At 72.0% G+C, this 15,107-nt stretch carries 13 protein-coding genes; 7 read left to right on the top strand and 6 right to left on the bottom strand.

Annotation, left to right across the window (positions count from 1 at the left end; translation table 11 throughout):
- Positions 1-830 (bottom strand): SDR family oxidoreductase (locus E2651_RS31295; protein WP_135334623.1); only part of this gene is annotated, 830 nt, incomplete at its 3' end.
- A gap of 68 nt (positions 831-898) precedes the next feature.
- Positions 899-1,702 carry an SDR family oxidoreductase gene (locus E2651_RS31290; protein ID WP_135334622.1) on the bottom strand — a complete coding sequence of 268 codons (804 nt, stop codon included), beginning with the start codon at positions 1,700-1,702 and terminating at the stop codon, positions 899-901.
- 68 nt (positions 1,703-1,770) lie between these two features.
- On the opposite strand from E2651_RS31290, the gene E2651_RS31285 reads away from it, so the two are divergent.
- Genes E2651_RS31285 through E2651_RS31270 form a run of 4 tightly spaced genes read left to right on the top strand, consistent with a single transcriptional unit; the run spans position 1,771 to position 5,331 of the window.
- A complete protein-coding gene (locus E2651_RS31285) occupies positions 1,771-2,595 on the top strand; it encodes an enoyl-CoA hydratase family protein (protein WP_135334621.1) in 825 nt (274 codons plus the stop codon).
- The gene (locus E2651_RS31280) at positions 2,592-3,455 is read left to right on the top strand and encodes a CoA-transferase (RefSeq protein WP_135334620.1); all 864 of its coding nucleotides are present in this window, start codon (positions 2,592-2,594) and stop codon (positions 3,453-3,455) included. Before E2651_RS31285 ends, E2651_RS31280 begins: the two co-directional genes overlap by 4 nt.
- Positions 3,452-4,237 (top strand): CoA-transferase, encoded by a 786-nt coding sequence (locus E2651_RS31275; RefSeq protein WP_135334619.1) that lies wholly within the window; start codon positions 3,452-3,454, stop codon positions 4,235-4,237. The genes E2651_RS31280 and E2651_RS31275 overlap by 4 nt, the downstream gene beginning before the upstream one ends.
- A 17-nt stretch (positions 4,238-4,254) precedes the next feature.
- Complete coding sequence (locus E2651_RS31270) at positions 4,255-5,331, top strand: nitronate monooxygenase (protein WP_245239352.1); 1,077 nt, start codon at positions 4,255-4,257, stop codon at positions 5,329-5,331.
- A gap of 73 nt (positions 5,332-5,404) precedes the next feature.
- Here the strand turns inward: E2651_RS31270 and E2651_RS31265 are convergent, their stop codons facing one another.
- The 4 genes from E2651_RS31265 to E2651_RS31250 all read right to left on the bottom strand — a co-directional run bounded on the left by E2651_RS31265 (position 5,405) and on the right by E2651_RS31250 (position 10,848).
- On the bottom strand, positions 5,405-8,053 hold the full coding sequence (locus E2651_RS31265) for an ATP-binding protein (RefSeq protein WP_135334617.1): 2,649 nt from the start codon (positions 8,051-8,053) through the stop codon (positions 5,405-5,407).
- A 128-nt stretch (positions 8,054-8,181) separates the two neighbouring features.
- Positions 8,182-9,339, bottom strand: coding sequence for an acetyl-CoA C-acetyltransferase (locus E2651_RS31260; protein ID WP_135334616.1), 1,158 nt, complete (start codon positions 9,337-9,339; stop codon positions 8,182-8,184).
- Between the two features lie 57 nt (positions 9,340-9,396).
- Positions 9,397-9,984, bottom strand: a complete 588-nt coding sequence (locus E2651_RS31255; protein ID WP_209446291.1) for a TetR/AcrR family transcriptional regulator — start codon at positions 9,982-9,984, stop codon at positions 9,397-9,399.
- An 81-nt stretch (positions 9,985-10,065) separates the two neighbouring features.
- On the bottom strand, positions 10,066-10,848 hold the full coding sequence (locus E2651_RS31250) for an SDR family oxidoreductase (RefSeq protein ID WP_135334614.1): 783 nt from the start codon (positions 10,846-10,848) through the stop codon (positions 10,066-10,068).
- A 131-nt stretch (positions 10,849-10,979) separates the two neighbouring features.
- Between E2651_RS31250 and E2651_RS31245 the strand changes: the two genes are divergently transcribed.
- The 3 genes from E2651_RS31245 (at position 10,980) to E2651_RS31235 (ending at position 14,628) form a co-directional block, all read left to right on the top strand.
- Positions 10,980-12,245, top strand: a complete 1,266-nt coding sequence (locus E2651_RS31245; protein WP_135334613.1) for an acyl-CoA dehydrogenase family protein — start codon at positions 10,980-10,982, stop codon at positions 12,243-12,245.
- Positions 12,245-13,240 (top strand): acyl-CoA dehydrogenase, encoded by a 996-nt coding sequence (locus E2651_RS31240; RefSeq protein WP_135334612.1) that lies wholly within the window; start codon positions 12,245-12,247, stop codon positions 13,238-13,240. Before E2651_RS31245 ends, E2651_RS31240 begins: the two co-directional genes overlap by 1 nt.
- Before the next feature lie 218 nt (positions 13,241-13,458).
- Positions 13,459-14,628 (top strand): anhydro-N-acetylmuramic acid kinase, encoded by a 1,170-nt coding sequence (locus tag E2651_RS31235; RefSeq protein ID WP_135334611.1) that lies wholly within the window; start codon positions 13,459-13,461, stop codon positions 14,626-14,628.
- The last annotated feature ends 479 nt before the right edge of the window (positions 14,629-15,107 follow it).

Here is a 15,107-nt window from a genome sequence, read left to right as displayed (position 1 = left end):
CCCTTGTCGGCGCTGGGCCCCGGCCGCCACCCCTCCATCACGGTGATGCGACCCGCCTCGGCCTCGAACACCCGCCCAGTGACGCCGTCGGACGCCTCGGAGCCGAGCCAGACCACGATCGGCGACACGTTGTCCGGAGACATCGCGTCGAAGCCCCCGTCCTCAGGCGCAGCCATGGCCTCGGTAAAGGTCCCCTCCGTCATCCGCGTCCGCGCGGCCGGCGCGATCGCGTTCACCCGCACTCCGTAGGAACCGAATTCGGCGGCGGCGACCATGGTGAGGCCCAGTATCCCGGCCTTGGCGGCGCTGTAGTTCCCCTGGCCGACGCTACCCAACAGGCCCGCCCCGGAACTGGTGTTGACCACGCACGCGTGCCGCGCCCGTCCGGCCTTCGACTCGGCGCGCCAGTACGCCGCCGCATGCTTCAGCGGCAGGAAGTGGCCCTTCAGGTGGACCCGCATGACGGCGTCCCAGTCGTCCTCCTCCAGGTTCACCAGCATCCGGTCACGCAGGAACCCCGCGTTGTTCACGAGCGTGTCAAGCCGCCCATAGGTGTCGACGGCGGCCGCGACGAGGGACACCGCCCCCTCGGACGTGGCGATGTCACCGCCGTGCGCGACGGCCTCGCCGCCCGCCGCGCGGATCTCCGCGACGACGTCGTGCGCGGGCCCGCCGGACGCTCCTGAGCCGTCCGGCCCCACACCGAGGTCGTTCACGACGACCCTCGCGCCCTCGGCGGCGTACGCGCGCGCGTGCGCCCGCCCCAGGCCCCGCCCCGCGCCCGTGACGATCACGACACGACCTTCGCAGATCCCGTTCCTGGCAGTCATACGGCAACCCTTTCCCTTGCTGATACCTACTTGCTGATACCTACTTGCTGGCGGCTACTTGCTGATGGCTACTGGTTCACGGACGCCGCGTCGAGGAACGCCGGGCGCTCACCGCCCCCGTGCAGATGCAGCGCCGCACCGCTGATGTAGCGCGCGCCGTCGGAGGCGAGGAAGACGCACGCGTCCCCGGCGTCCGACGGGTCGGCGAGCCGCCCCAGCGGGACCGTGCGGGCGACCTCCGCGATACCGGCCTCGTCGCCGTAGTGCAGATGGGCGCTCTCGGTTCGGGCGAGGCCCAGGACGACGGTGTTCACCCGCACCGTGGGAGCCCATTCGACGGCCATCGTGCGGGCCAGGTTCTCCAGGCCCGCCTTGGCCGCGCCATAGGCGCCGGTGCCGGGAGAGGGCCGGGTGCCGCTGACGCTCCCGATCATGGTGATGCTGCCGCCCGCAGGTCGCTGCGCGCGCATCACCTCGTACGCCGCGAGCGACGCGTACAACGGGGCCAGCAGGTTGAGTTCGACGATCTTGGCATGGCGGGCGGGGGACGCGTCGGCGAGCAGCCCGAAGGGGGATCCGCCCGCGTTGTTCACCAGCACGTCCAACCGGCCGTGATCGGCGGCCACATCGGCGAAGAAGGTGCGCGCGGCTTCCGGGTCGCGCAGATCGAGGGGGCGGAACTCGGCCGCCGCGCCGCCGACTTCGACCGGGCTGTCCGGTGGCCTGCGGGCGCAGACGACGACGTGCGCGCCGACGGCGAGGAAGCTGCGCGCGATGCCGGCGCCGACGCCCCGGGTGCCGCCGGTGACGACGACCACCTGCCCCGCCTCCTGCCGCCCGGCCGGTCGCACGCCCTGTCGCGTGTCAGTCATCACTGCTACCTTTCCAACTAACAAATGTTTGGTTGAAAGCGCCTGGTTGAAAGGTAGCGGATCCTCTGATGTCTGTCTCCACCTCGATCCCGGACAAGGGCGTGGCCGTCGTCACCGTCGACTTCCCACCCGTCAACGCCCTCCCTGTCCACGGTTGGTACGACCTGGCGGCCGCCGTGCGCAGTGCGGGCCGGGACCCGGAAACGCGCTGTGTGGTCCTTGCCGCGGAGGGCCGCGGATTCAACGCGGGCGTGGACATCAAGGAGATGCAGCGCGACAGCGGGCACAGTGCCCTGATAGGCGCCAACCGCGGGTGCTACGAAGCGTTTTCCGCGGTGTACGAGTGCGAGGTGCCGGTCGTCGCGGCGGTGCACGGCTTCTGCCTGGGCGGCGGCATCGGGCTTGTGGGCAACGCGGACGCGATCGTGGCGAGCGACGACGCCACGTTCGGCCTGCCCGAGCTCGACCGCGGCGCGCTCGGCGCCGCGACACACCTCGCGCGCCTGGTGCCGCAGCACCTGATGCGCGCCCTGTACTACACATCGCGCACGGCGACCGCCGCCGAACTGCACGCGCACGGCTCCGTGTGGCGGGTGGTACCGCGCGCGGAACTGCGCGATGCGGCACTGGAGTTGGCGCGGGAGATCGCCCGGAAGGACGGGACGCTGCTGCGCTTCGCCAAGGCCGCGATCAACGGCATCGACCCCGTCGACGTGCACCGGAGCTACCGCTTCGAGCAGGGCTTCACCTTCGAGGCGAACTTGAGCGGCCTGGCCGACCGCGTCCGCGACGGCTTCGGGACGAAGGACGAGACAGGCAAGACGGATGAGCCAGACAAGACAGCCGAGACGGAAGAGCCGGCGGATACGGACGGGAAGGGCAGCAGGGCATGACGGACAAGATCATGACGCCCGACGAGATCGCGGGGCGGCTGCGGAGCGGGATGACGCTCGGCATCGGCGGCTGGGGTTCGCGCCGCAAGCCGATGGCGCTGGTGCGCGCGCTGTTGCGGTCCGGGGTCACGGACCTCACCGTCGTCGCGTACGGCGGTCCGGACATCGGCCTGCTCGCCGCGGCCGGGCGGATCCGCAAGCTGGTCACGGCGTTCACCACACTCGACTCGATCCCCCTGGAGCCGCATTTCCGGGCGGCACGCGAGCGTGGCGCCTTCGAACTCGTCGAGCTGGACGAGGCGATGTTCATGCAGGGTCTTACGGCGGGCGCCCAGCGGCTGCCGTTCCTGCCGATCCGCGCGGGCCTCGGTTCGGACGTGCTGCGGGTCAACCCCCAGCTGCGTACGGTCACTTCGCCGTACGAGGACGGGGAGGAGCTGCTCGCGGTGCCCGCCCTGCGGATGGACGCGGCGCTGGTGCACATGAACCGCGCGGACCGTCTGGGCAACGCCCAGTATCTGGGCCCTGATCCGTACTTCGACGACTTGTTCTGCGAGGCGGCCGACACCGCGTATGTGTCGTGCGAGCGGATCGTCGAGTCGAGCGCGCTCACCGAGCACGCGGCACCGCAGACGATGCTGATCTCTCGGCACGCGGTGACGGGGGTGGCCGAGACGCCGAAGGGGGCGCACTTCACGTCGTGCGTGCCGGACTACGGCCGCGACGAACCCTTCCAGAAGGCGTACGCCACCGCGGCGGGCGACCCGGACGCCTGGCAGGCCTTCCAGGACCGCTTCCTCTCCGGAACCGAGCAGGACTACCAGTCGGCCGTCCAGACCTGGCACAAGGAGCAGCGATGACGCAGACCGAATCGACGGCGCCCGCCGCGACCGCCGTCACCCGCGCCGAGTACTGCGTGATCGCCTGCGCCGAGGCCTGGCGGGACGCGGGCGAGATCCTCGCATCCCCGATGGGCACGGTGCCGTCGATCGGGGCCCGCCTGGCGAAGCTGACGTTCTCGCCGGATCTGCTGCTCACGGACGGGGAGGCACTGCTGATCGGCGATGTGCCCGCCGTGGGGGCGCCGTCGGCGGTGACGGAGGGCTGGCTGCCGTATCGCAGGCATCTGACGATGGTGATGGGCGGCAGGCGGCACGTGATGATGGGCGCGAGCCAGATCGACCGCTTCGGCAATCAGAACATCTCCTGCATCGGCGACTGGGAGCGACCCAAGCGCCAGCTGCTCGGCGTTCGCGGCGCACCCGTCAACACCCTCAACAATCCGGTGAGTTACTGGATCCCCCGCCACTCGACGCGCGTCTTCGTCGAGAAGGTCGACATGATCAGCGGGGTGGGCTTCGACAGCGCGGCGGCGGCAGGACCCTCCGCGACGCGCTACCACGATCTGCGCCGGGTCGTGTCCGACCTCGGCGTCTTCGACTTCTCGACACCGGACCACGCGATGCGCATCGTCTCGCTGCACCCGGGGGCGACGGTCGATCAGGTGCGGGAGGCGACGGGCTTCGCGCTCGACGCTCCGGACGACATCCCGTTCACGCGCGAGCCGTCGGCGGAGGAACTGCGGTTGATCCGGGACGTGGTGGACCCGCGCGGCCTGCGGGACCGCGAGGTGCGCGCATGAGTCCCGGCCCGGCGACCATGGAGACGGCGCTGACCAGGCTGGTCGGCGTCCGCCATCCGATCGTGCAGACCGGCATGGGGTGGGTGGCGGGCCCCCGCCTGGTCTCCGCGACGGCGAACGCGGGCGCCCTGGGCATCCTGGCCTCCGCGACGATGACCGTCGACGAGCTGCGCTCCGCCGTCCGGGAGGTCAAGTCCCGTACGGACGAGCCGTTCGGGGTCAACCTGCGCGCCGACGCGGGCGACGCGCGGGACCGCGTACGCGTCATCGTCGATGAGGGCGTCCGGGTCGCGTCCTTCGCCCTGGCCCCCTCGAAAGAGCTGATCGCCGAGCTGAAGGACGCCGGAGTGGTCGTCATCCCGTCCATCGGCGCGCGGCGGCACGCGGAGAAGGTCGCCGCGTGGGGCGCGGACGCGGTCGTCGTGCAGGGCGGCGAGGGCGGCGGACACACGGGGGAGGTCGCTTCGACGGTGCTGCTGCCGCAGGTCGTGGACGCGGTGGACATACCGGTGATCGCCGCGGGTGGTTTCTACGACGGGCGGGGCCTCGTCGCCGCGCTCGCGTACGGAGCGGCGGGCGTGGCGATGGGCACGCGTTTCCTTCTCACCTCGGACTCGACGGTGCCGGACGCGGTCAAGGCGCGCTACCTGGCGGCATCGGTCAAGGACGTCACGGTGACGACGCGGGTGGACGGCCTCCCGCATCGCATGCTGCGCACGGAACTGGTGACCGCCCTCGAGAAGTCCGGACGTCTGTCGTCCCTCACGCGGGCGGTGCGCCATGCGGCGGCGTTCCGGAAACTGTCCGGGATGGGGTGGGGGGAGATGGTCCGGGACGGCCTGACCATGCGGCACGGCAAGGGCCTGACGTGGAGTCAGATCCTGCTGGCGGCGAATACGCCGATGATGCTGAAGGCGGCGATGGTGGACGGCCACCCGGAGGCGGGGGTGATGGCCTCCGGCCAGGTGGCGGGGGTCATCGAGGACCTGCCCTCGTGCGAGGAGTTGATCGCGCGGATCATGGAGGAGGCGGCGGAGGTGACGGGACGCCTGGTACGTCTCAGCCCGTCGAGGGGGTCCCTCCCCGCTCTTTAAGAGCTTGGGGGAGTTTGAGGGCGAACTCGGCGGAGCCGGTGATCTACGGTCACCCGTAGCCACCGGCCCCCGCTCACACCCCCGCCACCTCCAACGACGCCCGCGCCCGGGCAACAAGACCGTCCGCCCCGCACGCGTCGGCCAAGGCAAGACCCCGCGCCAACTCGTCGGCGGACCCCGCCGCGATCCCGTACTCGACCCGGGCCACCGCGTGTTCGTACGCGCACGGCGAAGCCTCCAGGCAGGCGACCGCTCGCGCGTACAGGTCGACCGCCCGCTGCCCGCTCTCCAGGGACGCCGCGCACCGCAGTGCCTCTCCGATCGCCGTCTCCGTGCCGAACAGCTCCGCCTGGACCCGTGCGTCCGCGGCGAGTTCCGCGGCCCGCCGCGGATCGTCCGAGGCCAGCGCGCGGGCCAGATCGTGCGCCCAGGGCGCGACGATCGTGTTGTAGCGGCCGCGTGCGTTCGACGCCTTCGCGGCGACCTCCAATTCGCTGACGCCCTCGCTCCGCAGTCCCACGGCGATCAGCAGACGGCCGCGTACGGAGTGGATGTCGGGCACGAAGATGGTGGACGGGTAGGGCGGCGCGATGCCGTAGCGGTCGGCGACTTCCTGTGCCTCGTCGACCTTGCCGCGGGCGAGCAGGGTGTCGATGAGCATGCACGCGGCGTCCCAGTGCATCGGGAGGCCGCTGCCGACCCGGTCGGCAAGGCGCAGGCTGTCCCGCAGCGAGTCCTCCGCCTCCGTGAGCCGTCCGCGCCTGCGGTGCACCAGGCCGAACCAGGCCTTGGCGAGCGCCAGATGGCCGCCGCTCCAGCCCGCGGTCTCATAGGCGCGGACCGCCTCCACGAAGAGGCTCTCGGCGCGGTCGAGCCGGTCGGTGAAGATGTAGGCGCTGCCCAGCATCATCAGGAGCTCGAAGCCCCACTCGGTGTCGGTCCAGCCGAGGCCGGGCGCGAGGCGGCCGTTGACGAGCGAGCGGTCGCAGAGTTCGACGATCTCCTCCGCGTTCTCCCCGCGGGTCATGGCGTCGAAGGCGCGCAGGATCAGCAGGGCGCGCTCGGAGTTGTCGCGTCCCGGCAGCGGTCCGGCGAGCGCGGCAAGCCGGCGCGAGCGGCCCGTCGCGTCCTCCTCGCCGGCGTGGATGCCCTCCCACATGTAGTGGACGCCCAGCAGCCGCATCCGGTCCGGGCCCGGCTCCAGGCGAGCGGCCTCGGCGTCGACGACGCGCAGGGCCTCCTCCAACTGGTCGTTGTGCACCAGGGCTTGGGACAGCCGGCAGACCGCGTCCACTCTCAGCGTGCGGTCGAGTCCCGGTGTGTGCAGCGCCTCGCTGAGATGGCGGATGGTGGTGGCGGGCGAGGTGAGGAGGGTGGCGCAGCCCAGTTCGTAGAGCACGCGCGCGTGGTTCTCGGGCAGGGGTGGTTCCCGCAGGGCCCGCTCCAGGCAGCGGCGGGCGGCGTCCGGCGCGCCGACCGCGAGATGCTCGGCCGCCGCGGCGCGCAACTGCTCGACGAGCTCCGGGTCGTCGTCCGGGTGGACTTCGAGGAGGTGCCGGGACGCGGCCGCCGCGCCACGCCTCGACAGGGTGACGGCCCAGGCGGCCTGGCCGTGCATCGCGGTGCGCGTGGCGGGCGGGATCGAGCGGTAGACGGTGCTGGCGATCAGCGGGTGGACGAACTCCATGCCCAGGTCGTCGCCGAGCAGGATGCGGGCCGTGCGCAGTCGCTCCGCGCAGCGCTGGGCCGTCTCGCGCGTCATCCCGGCGAGCGAGGCGGCGAGGTCGAGGGGGATCGCCGCGCCGAGGATCGCGGCCGCCCACGCGAACCGTGTGACGTCCGTGCCGAGGCCTTCGAGGCGGGCGACGAGGCCGCGGCCGCGCGCCGATCGGTTCAGGGCGCGCAGTTCCTCCGCGGATCCCTCCACGGGCTCGAGCTCGCTGTCGTGCACCTTGGCGAGCAGTTCCACGGACTCGTACGGATTGCCGCCGGTGACCGCCCACACCTCGCGGCAGAACGGGGCGTCGGCGTGCTCGCCGAGGGTGGCGCGGGTGAGTCCGGCCGCGGCCTCCGGGGTGAGCGCGCGCAGGACCGTCGAGGGGCCGGACGCCGCGCCGACCGCCGCGAGGTGGCGTGCGCTGTCGCCCTTGGCCTCGTCCGGCCGGTGGGCGACCACGACCAGGACCGGCAGTTCGGCCAGATGCTGGGTGAACGCGGCCAGCCAGTGCAGCGTCTCCTGGTCGGCCCAGTGCGCGTCGTCGATGATCAGGACGAGCGGCCAGTGCAGTCTCGCCAGGCGTGCGACCGCCTCGACCAGGCCGTCGCACACGCCCTGCGGGTCGGCCTGGACGCCGCCCGGCTCGGCTATGCCGAGCGCGGGTCCCGCGATCTCGTACCAGTCGCCGAGATACTCCCGGGCCTCGTCGGGCGTGAGGGAGACAAGGGCCGGCTGCAGCAGTTGTCGTACGACGTTGAAGGGGACGGAGGTGACGGTCTCACCGCCGCGCGCGGACCAGACCGTGGCCCGCCCCTCCGCGATCCGGCGCACCTCGGCGAGCAGCGCCGTCTTGCCGATGCCCGCCTCGCCGCGGAAGACGATCAGACCGCCCGCCGTCATGGAGTCGGAGCACAGCTCATCCACGGCCCGTGCGGCCGCCGCGAGTTCCGCGTCGCGCTCCCACAGCGGGGCCCAGGTGGCTCCTCCGGGCCGTCCCTGCGTCATCGCGCTACCTCCTGAGGTCGCTCAATCGACGTACAGACCTCGAGACTAGCGGGGTAGTGGGCCCCACGGTGCGGGGTCCGGGCAGCAACCGCCGCAAGGGGTGAGGGACGGGCCCGAGCTGGACGCCGTCAGAGCCGCTCGATGATCGTCACGTTCGCCTGGCCGCCGCCTTCGCACATGGTCTGGAGGCCGAACCGGCCGCCGGTGCGCTCCAGTTCGTGCAGGAGTGTCGTCATCAGTTTGACGCCCGTCGCGCCGAGGGGGTGGCCGAGGGCTATCGCACCGCCGTTGACGTTGACCTTGTCCGGGTCGGCCCCGGTCTCCTTCAGCCAGGCGAGGACGACCGGTGCGAACGCTTCGTTGATCTCGACAAGGTCGATGTCGTCGATGCTCATGCCGGTCTTCTTGAGCGCGTACGCCGTTGCGGGGATCGGCGCGGACAGCATGCGGATGGGGTCCTCGCCGCGCACGGAGAGGTGGTGCACGCGGGCACGGGGCGTCAACCCGTGCTCCCGCACGGCCCGTTCGCTCGCGATGAGCATCGCGGCCGCTCCGTCCGAGACCTGTGAGGAGCAGGCGGCGGTGATGGTGCCGTCGTCCAGGACGGGCTTGAGGCCCGCCATCTTCTCCAGGGTCGTGTCGCGGCGCGGGCCCTCGTCGGTGGTCACGTCGCCATGGGCGACGAGTTCGCGGGCGAAGCGGCCCTCGTCGATCGCGCGGATCGCCCGCTGGTGCGAGCGGAGCGCGAACTCCTCCATGTCGCGGCGGGATATGCCCCACTTCTCGGCGATCAGCTGGGCTCCGTGGAACTGGTTGACGGGCCGGTCGCCGTAGCGTGCGCGCCAGCCATCGCTGCCCGCGTAGGGGCCTTCGGTGAGTCCGAGCGGCTCGGCGGCCTGCCGGGACGCGAAGGCGATGGGGATCATCGACATGTTCTGCGTGCCGCCGGCGACGACGAGGTCCTGGGTGCCGGACAGGACGCCTTGCGCCGCGAAGTGCACGGCCTGCTGCGAGGAGCCGCACTGCCGGTCGATCGTCACGCCGGGCACCTCTTCGGGCAGTCCGGCCGCGAGCCAGCTGGTGCGGGCGATGTCGCCCGCCTGCGGGCCGACCGTGTCCAGGCAGCCGAAGACGACGTCCTCGACGGCCGCCGGGTCGACGCCCGTGCGCTCGACGAGCGCCTTCAGGACATGGGCTCCCAGGTCGGCGGGGTGGACGGCCGAGAGGCCTCCCTTGCGCCTGCCGACAGGGGTGCGGACCGCTTCGACGATGTAGGCCTCGGCCATGACTGCGTACTCCTCGTGCTCCTCGGTCGGTGCGGCCGTCGGGCGACGGCGCGCGCTCTACGTGCGTACGGAGATGCCGTCCAGGACCATCGAGAGGTACTGGCGGGCGATCTCCTCGGGGCTGTGGCCTCCGCCGGGGCGGTACCAGGACGCGGCGACCCAGACGGTGTCGCGCACGAAGCGGTAGGCGAGCCGGATGTCCAGGTCGGCGCGGAAGACGTGCTCCGCGACGCCCCGCTCCAGCGTCGTCAGCCATGCCTTCTCGAAGCGCTGCTGCGAGTCGGCCAGGTACTGGAAGCGCTCCTGCGCGACCAGGTGCTTGGACTCCTTCTGGTAGATGGCGACGGCGGAGCGGTGCCGGTCGATCTCCCGGAAGGACTCGGTGACGAGCGCCTCGAGGGTCTCGCGGGGGCCGAGCTGAGACTGGAGCACCGTGTCGTACCCGTCCCACAGCTCGGTGAGGAAGGTGGAGAGGATCTCTTCGAGCATCGACTCCTTGGAGTCGAAGTGGTAGTAGAGGCTGCCGGCGAGCATGCCGGCGGCGTCCGCGATCTTGCGGACCGTGGTCGCGTTGTACCCCTGTTCGGCGAAGACGTCGGCGGCGATCGCGAGGAGCTCGCCGCGACGCTCGGGCGAGGGGCTCACCGGGACCTTCTTCTTTGGAGTGCTGCTCGGCTTCGTTGTGGTGCTGCTCTGCTTCGGTTTCGACACACGGTCATTCTCCGCCTAGGCGTGCTGGTTGCTGACCGAGACCGTCTCCCCCGTCATGTACGAGGAGTAGCCACTGGCCAGGAAGACGATGACGTTGGCTATCTCCCACGGTTCGGCATACCGCCCGAACGCCTCGCGCGCGGTGAGCTCTTCGAGCAGCTCGGGAGAGGTGACCTTCGCGAGGTGCGGGTGCATGGCGAGGCTGGGCGAGACCGCGTTGATCCGTATCCCGTGGGGAGCGGCCTCGATGGCGGCGCAGCGCGTGAGCGCCATGACGCCGGCCTTCGCCGCGGCGTAGTGCGCCTGGCCCGCCTGGGCACGCCAGCCGAGCACCGACGCGTTGTTCACGATCACGCCGCCCCGGTCGGCGGCCCGCATGCGGCGCAGGGCGGCCCGGGTGGAGCGGAAGGTGCCGTTCAACGTCACGTCGATGACCTTGTCCCACTGCTCGTCGGTCATCTCGGTCAGCTCGGCGGTGCCCCCGAGCCCCGCGTTGTTCACGACGACGTCCAGACCGCCGTGGCGCTGCTCGGCCAGGTCGTAGAGGGCCTGCACCTGGGTCTCGTCCGTCACGTCGCAGGGCATGCCGTCGACGCGGTCGGCGCCGAACTCCCCGGCGAGCGCTTCCACCGCCTCCTTCGTGCGGCGCGGATGGGCGTCGCCGATGACGATGCGCGCGCCCTCCTCCAGGAAACGGCGGGCGGTGGCTCCGCCGATGCCCGCCCCGGCCGCGGCGGTGACGACGGCCGTGCGGCCAGCGAGCAGACCGTGCCCCGGCACGTACTCGGGCGCGTCCATGCGCGGCCCCCTTCCTCTTCACTCTCGAAGCCCCCGACAGCTCTCGACGGCTGACTCCCTTCAAGGTAATCTACCAAACACTTGTTAGGGAAGAGTGCCGGGAAAGATCCGACCGAAGAGGTGGGCCACTGATGGACCTCGACTTCACTGCCGGAGAAGAGGATTTCAGGCAGCGGGCACGCGCCTGGCTCGGCGCGCATGTGCCTGCCGAGCCGCTGCCGTCGCTGGAGACCGAGGAGGGCTTCGCGGCGCACCGCGCCTGGGAGCACGAGCTCGCGGCCGACCGCTGGTCGGTGGTCTCCTGGCCCGAGGAGTACGGCGGGCAGGGCGTCGACATCGTCAAGTGGCTGATCTTCGAGGAGGAGTACTTCGCGGCGGGCGGACCCGGCCGGGTCTCGCAGAACGGCATCAACCTCCTCGCGCCGACCCTCTTCGACTTCGGGACGCCCGAGCAGCGCGCGCGGATCCTGCCGTCGATGGCGAGCGGCGAGGTGATCTGGGCGCAGGCCTGGTCGGAGCCCGAGTCCGGCTCCGACCTCGCGTCGCTGCGCTCCACCGCCCGCCGCGCGGAGGGCGGTTGGCTGATCAGCGGGCAGAAGACCTGGTCGTCGCGGGCCGCCTTCGCGGACCGCGCGTTCGGCCTGTTCCGCAGCGATCCGTCCGGGAACGAAGCGGGCAAGCCGCACCGGGGCCTGACGTATCTGATGTTCCCGCTCGACGCCGACGGCGTGACCGTCCGCCCCATCGGCCGCCTGGACGGCAAACCGGCGTTCGCCGAGCTCTTCCTCGACGACGTCTTCGTACCGGACGAGGATGTGATCGGGGAGCCTGGCCAGGGCTGGCGCATCGCCATGTCGACGACCGGCAACGAACGCGGTCTGACGCTGCGCTCCCCCGGCCGGTTCGTCGCCGCGGCCGAGCGCCTGGTGCGCGAGTGGCGCGCGCACGGCGACCCGGCGGACACGGCGCTGCGCGACCGGGTGGCCGACGCCGTGATCGGCGCCCGCGCCTATCAGCTCTTCACGTGGGCGAACGCCTCGCGCTTCACGGCGGGCGAGACGATCGGCGCCGAGTCGAGCCTGAACAAGGTCTTCTGGTCCGAGTACGACATCGCGCTGCACGAGACGGCGCTGGATCTCCTGGGCGCGGAAGGCGAGTTGGTGGAGGGCGGCGGCCCGGCGGAAGGCGGCAGCTCGTCGGAGGGCGGCGGCCCGGCGGAAGGCGGCGGCCCGGCGGAAGGCGGCGGCCCGGCGGAAGGCGGCGAGAGGGCGGAGAGCCGCGAGTGGGCGGAGGGCTACGTCTTCTCGCTCGCCGGGCCGATCTACGCGGGCACGAACGAGATCCAGCGCGACATCATCGCCGAGCGGCTGCTCGGCCTGCCGAAGGGACGCCGCTGATGAGGTTCCTCCTCGACGCCGAGCAGCACGAGTTCGCGCGCTCGCTGGACGCGATGCTGACCGCCACGGACACACCGGCGGCCGCCCGGGCCTGGGCCGCCGGGGAGCACGCTCCGGGGCGCGCCGTGTGGGGACGGCTCGCGGACGCGGGCGTGTTCGCGCTCGCCGCTCCGGAGGAGTACGAGGGGGTGGGCCCGCTCCCCGTGGAAGTGGCCGTGGCGTTCGTCGAGTTGGGCCGGCATGCCGTGCCCGGCCCCGTGGTCGAGACGGTGGCGGCGGCCGCGCTCCTCGCCCGTCTTGCCGACCTCGGCGACGCGGAACCGGCCAAGCGGCTGCTTCCGCCCCTGATATCGGGCGACGCGATGGCGACACTCACGCTCCCCGAAGGCGGTCCTTTCGCGCTGGACGCGGACGCGGCGACGCTGCCGCTGATCGTCACCGGCGAGGAACTGCGCCTCGCGTCCGGGCACGCGCGCGTGGGCCGCTCCCTGGACCCGGCACGCCGCCTCGGCCGCCTCGACCGGACCGGCGAACTCCTCGCCTCGGGCCCCTCGGTGACCGCCGCCGCCCGTCACGCGGCGGCCTTGGCCTCGCTCGCCACGGCCGCGCAGGCGCTCGGCGTGGGGCTTGCGCTCCTCGACAAGACCGTCGCGTACGTCAAGCAGCGCACCCAGTTCGGCACACCGATCGGCGGCTTCCAGGCCGTCAAGCACCGCCTCGCGGACGTCCTGATCGGTCTCGAGTTCGCCCGCCCGCTGCTGTTCGGAGCGGCGCTGACGATGGACACCGCCGATGTGGCCGCCGCGAAGGTCGCGACGGGCGAAGCCGCGTACGCAGCGGCCCGTGCGGCACTCCAACTCCATGGCGCGATCGGCTACACGGCGGAGTACGACCTCTCCCTGTGGCTGACCAAGGCCCGTGCGCTGCGCTCCGCGTGGGGCAGCCCGGCCGCATGCCGGGAACGGGTGCTGACGGGGGGCACGAACGGGCGCTGACCGGGGGCACGGATGAGATCCGGCCTCCGACGTGGGATGACAGGTCAGGTTCGCAGGCCGTGTCCCCGTACGTGACCCGCCGGATTGCCGGGCGGCCGAAGGCCGGACCCCGCGCTTTCCCGGCTTTCCCGCCGCACTGGATCGTACGTACGAGTGCGCACACCCCGTCGCGCTGCGATGATCAAACGCACTGGTGAGGAGAGCGAGAGGGGCAGCACGTGCGCGTAATCGGGCTGATGTCGGGGACTTCGTACGACGCCATCGACGCCGCTGCGGCCGACCTGACGATCGAAGGCGACCGTCTGGTGCTCACCCCGCTGGGGCTCATCACCCGCGGCTATGACGAAGCGCTGCGGGCGGCGCTCGCCGCCGCGCTGCCGCCCGCCGCGACCACGCTCGCGGAGGTCTGCCGCCTCGACACCCGCATCGGCCGGGCGTTCGCCGCCGCCGCGGCCGAGGCGGACCGCGAACTGTGCGACGGGCAGGCCGAGTTGGTCGCCTCGCACGGCCAGACCGTCTACCACTGGATCGAGGACGGCCAGGTGCACGGCACGCTGCAGATCGGGCAGCCCGCGTGGATCGCCGAGGCGACCGGGCTCCCCGTGGTCGCCGACTTCCGCCCCCGCGACGTCGCAGCGGGCGGCCAGGGCGCGCCCCTGGTCAGCCTTGTCGACCAGATGTGGCTGCGCGGCCGCCCCGGCGCCCCCGCCGCGCTGAATCTGGGCGGCATCGCCAACATCACCGCCCCGGACGGCACCGCGTTCGACACCGGCCCCGCCAACGCCCTCATCGACGCGGCGGTGCGCGACCTCACGCCGGAAGGGGTCGACTGTGACCTCGACGGCGAGATGGCCGCGCGGGGCACCGTCGACGAGAAGCTCCTCGCCGAGCTGCTCGCCGAGCCCTACTACTCCCGGACCGCCCCGAAGACCACCGGCAAGGAGCTCTTCCATCTGCCCTATCTGCGGGCGGCGCTCTCCGGGTACGGGGCGCTCACCCCCGAGGACGTCGTCGCGACGCTCACCCGGCTGACCGCCCGCACGGTCGCCGACGCCGTCCGCTCGGTCGGCGCCTCCGAGGTCATCGCCTCCGGCGGCGGCACGCGCAATCCGACGCTGATGGCCTTCCTGCGGGCCGAGTTGGGCAGCGGGATCCCGGTGCGCACCTCCGACGAACTCGGCCTGCCGGCCGCGGCGAAGGAGGCGTACGCCTTCGCCGTACTGGGATTCCTGACCGCGCACGGCCTTCCGGGGACGGCCCCGGAGAGCACGGGAGCGCGGCACGCGAGCGTACTGGGGTCGATCACTCCGGGGCGGCGCGGCCTGCGCCTGCCCGAAACGGTGGAGGTCGGGCCGGTGAGGCTGGTGGTGGACGGAGCAACTCGCTGAACGGCGGGGGCACTTGCGGCCACGCGCCGTCACCCCGTCCTGGGGCCCGCACGCCCCGGAAACCACGACGCAGAGGCGACGGCGCTGGACAATCTCGGTATCGCCCTGCGGCACGCGGATCGTGTAGATGAAGCCATCGACGCCCACACCCACGCACGCGACCACTTCCACACCACCGGAAACCACACTCGCGAAGGCATCGCGTGGCACAACCTCGGGCATGATCTGATGCAGGTGGGACGGCTCAGCGAAGCCATCGCCGCGTTCGGCAGGAGTCTTGAGGCCTGCCGACAATCTGAGGACTGGCGCCACGTGGGCGATACGCTCCACCACCTTGCCGTCGCTCATGCGGCCGACGACCGCCCGGCCTTGGCCCGCACAACCTGGCTCCAGGCCGCCGAAGCCTACGACCGTGCAGGCGCCCCCGCCGAAGCCGCCGCAGCCCGCGACGACGCCGGCCAGTAGCCCCGCCCGAGGCC

The sequence above is a fragment of the Streptomyces sp. MZ04 genome, assembly GCF_004684775.1.
Lineage (GTDB): Bacteria > Actinomycetota > Actinomycetes > Streptomycetales > Streptomycetaceae > Streptomyces.
The sequence above is the reverse complement of the archived record's forward strand: the minus strand, read 5'-3'. Positions and strand labels throughout refer to the sequence as shown.

What these genes read in the sequence shown, in the direction of transcription:
- E2651_RS31285 (WP_135334621.1), top strand. Translation starts at nt 1,771, where the DNA reads ATGTCTGTCTCCACCTCGATCCCGGACAAGGGCGTGGCCGTCGTCACC.
- E2651_RS31280 (WP_135334620.1), top strand. Translation starts at nt 2,592, where the DNA reads ATGACGGACAAGATCATGACGCCCGACGAGATCGCGGGGCGGCTGCGG.
- E2651_RS31290 (WP_135334622.1), bottom strand. Translation starts at nt 1,702, where the DNA reads ATGACTGACACGCGACAGGGCGTGCGACCGGCCGGGCGGCAGGAGGCG.
- E2651_RS31270 (WP_245239352.1), top strand. Translation starts at nt 4,255, where the DNA reads ATGGAGACGGCGCTGACCAGGCTGGTCGGCGTCCGCCATCCGATCGTG.
- E2651_RS31265 (WP_135334617.1), bottom strand. Translation starts at nt 8,053, where the DNA reads ATGACGCAGGGACGGCCCGGAGGAGCCACCTGGGCCCCGCTGTGGGAG.
- E2651_RS31250 (WP_135334614.1), bottom strand. Translation starts at nt 10,848, where the DNA reads ATGGACGCGCCCGAGTACGTGCCGGGGCACGGTCTGCTCGCTGGCCGC.
- E2651_RS31240 (WP_135334612.1), top strand. Translation starts at nt 12,245, where the DNA reads ATGAGGTTCCTCCTCGACGCCGAGCAGCACGAGTTCGCGCGCTCGCTG.
- E2651_RS31260 (WP_135334616.1), bottom strand. Translation starts at nt 9,339, where the DNA reads ATGGCCGAGGCCTACATCGTCGAAGCGGTCCGCACCCCTGTCGGCAGG.
- E2651_RS31245 (WP_135334613.1), top strand. Translation starts at nt 10,980, where the DNA reads ATGGACCTCGACTTCACTGCCGGAGAAGAGGATTTCAGGCAGCGGGCA.
- E2651_RS31275 (WP_135334619.1), top strand. Translation starts at nt 3,452, where the DNA reads ATGACGCAGACCGAATCGACGGCGCCCGCCGCGACCGCCGTCACCCGC.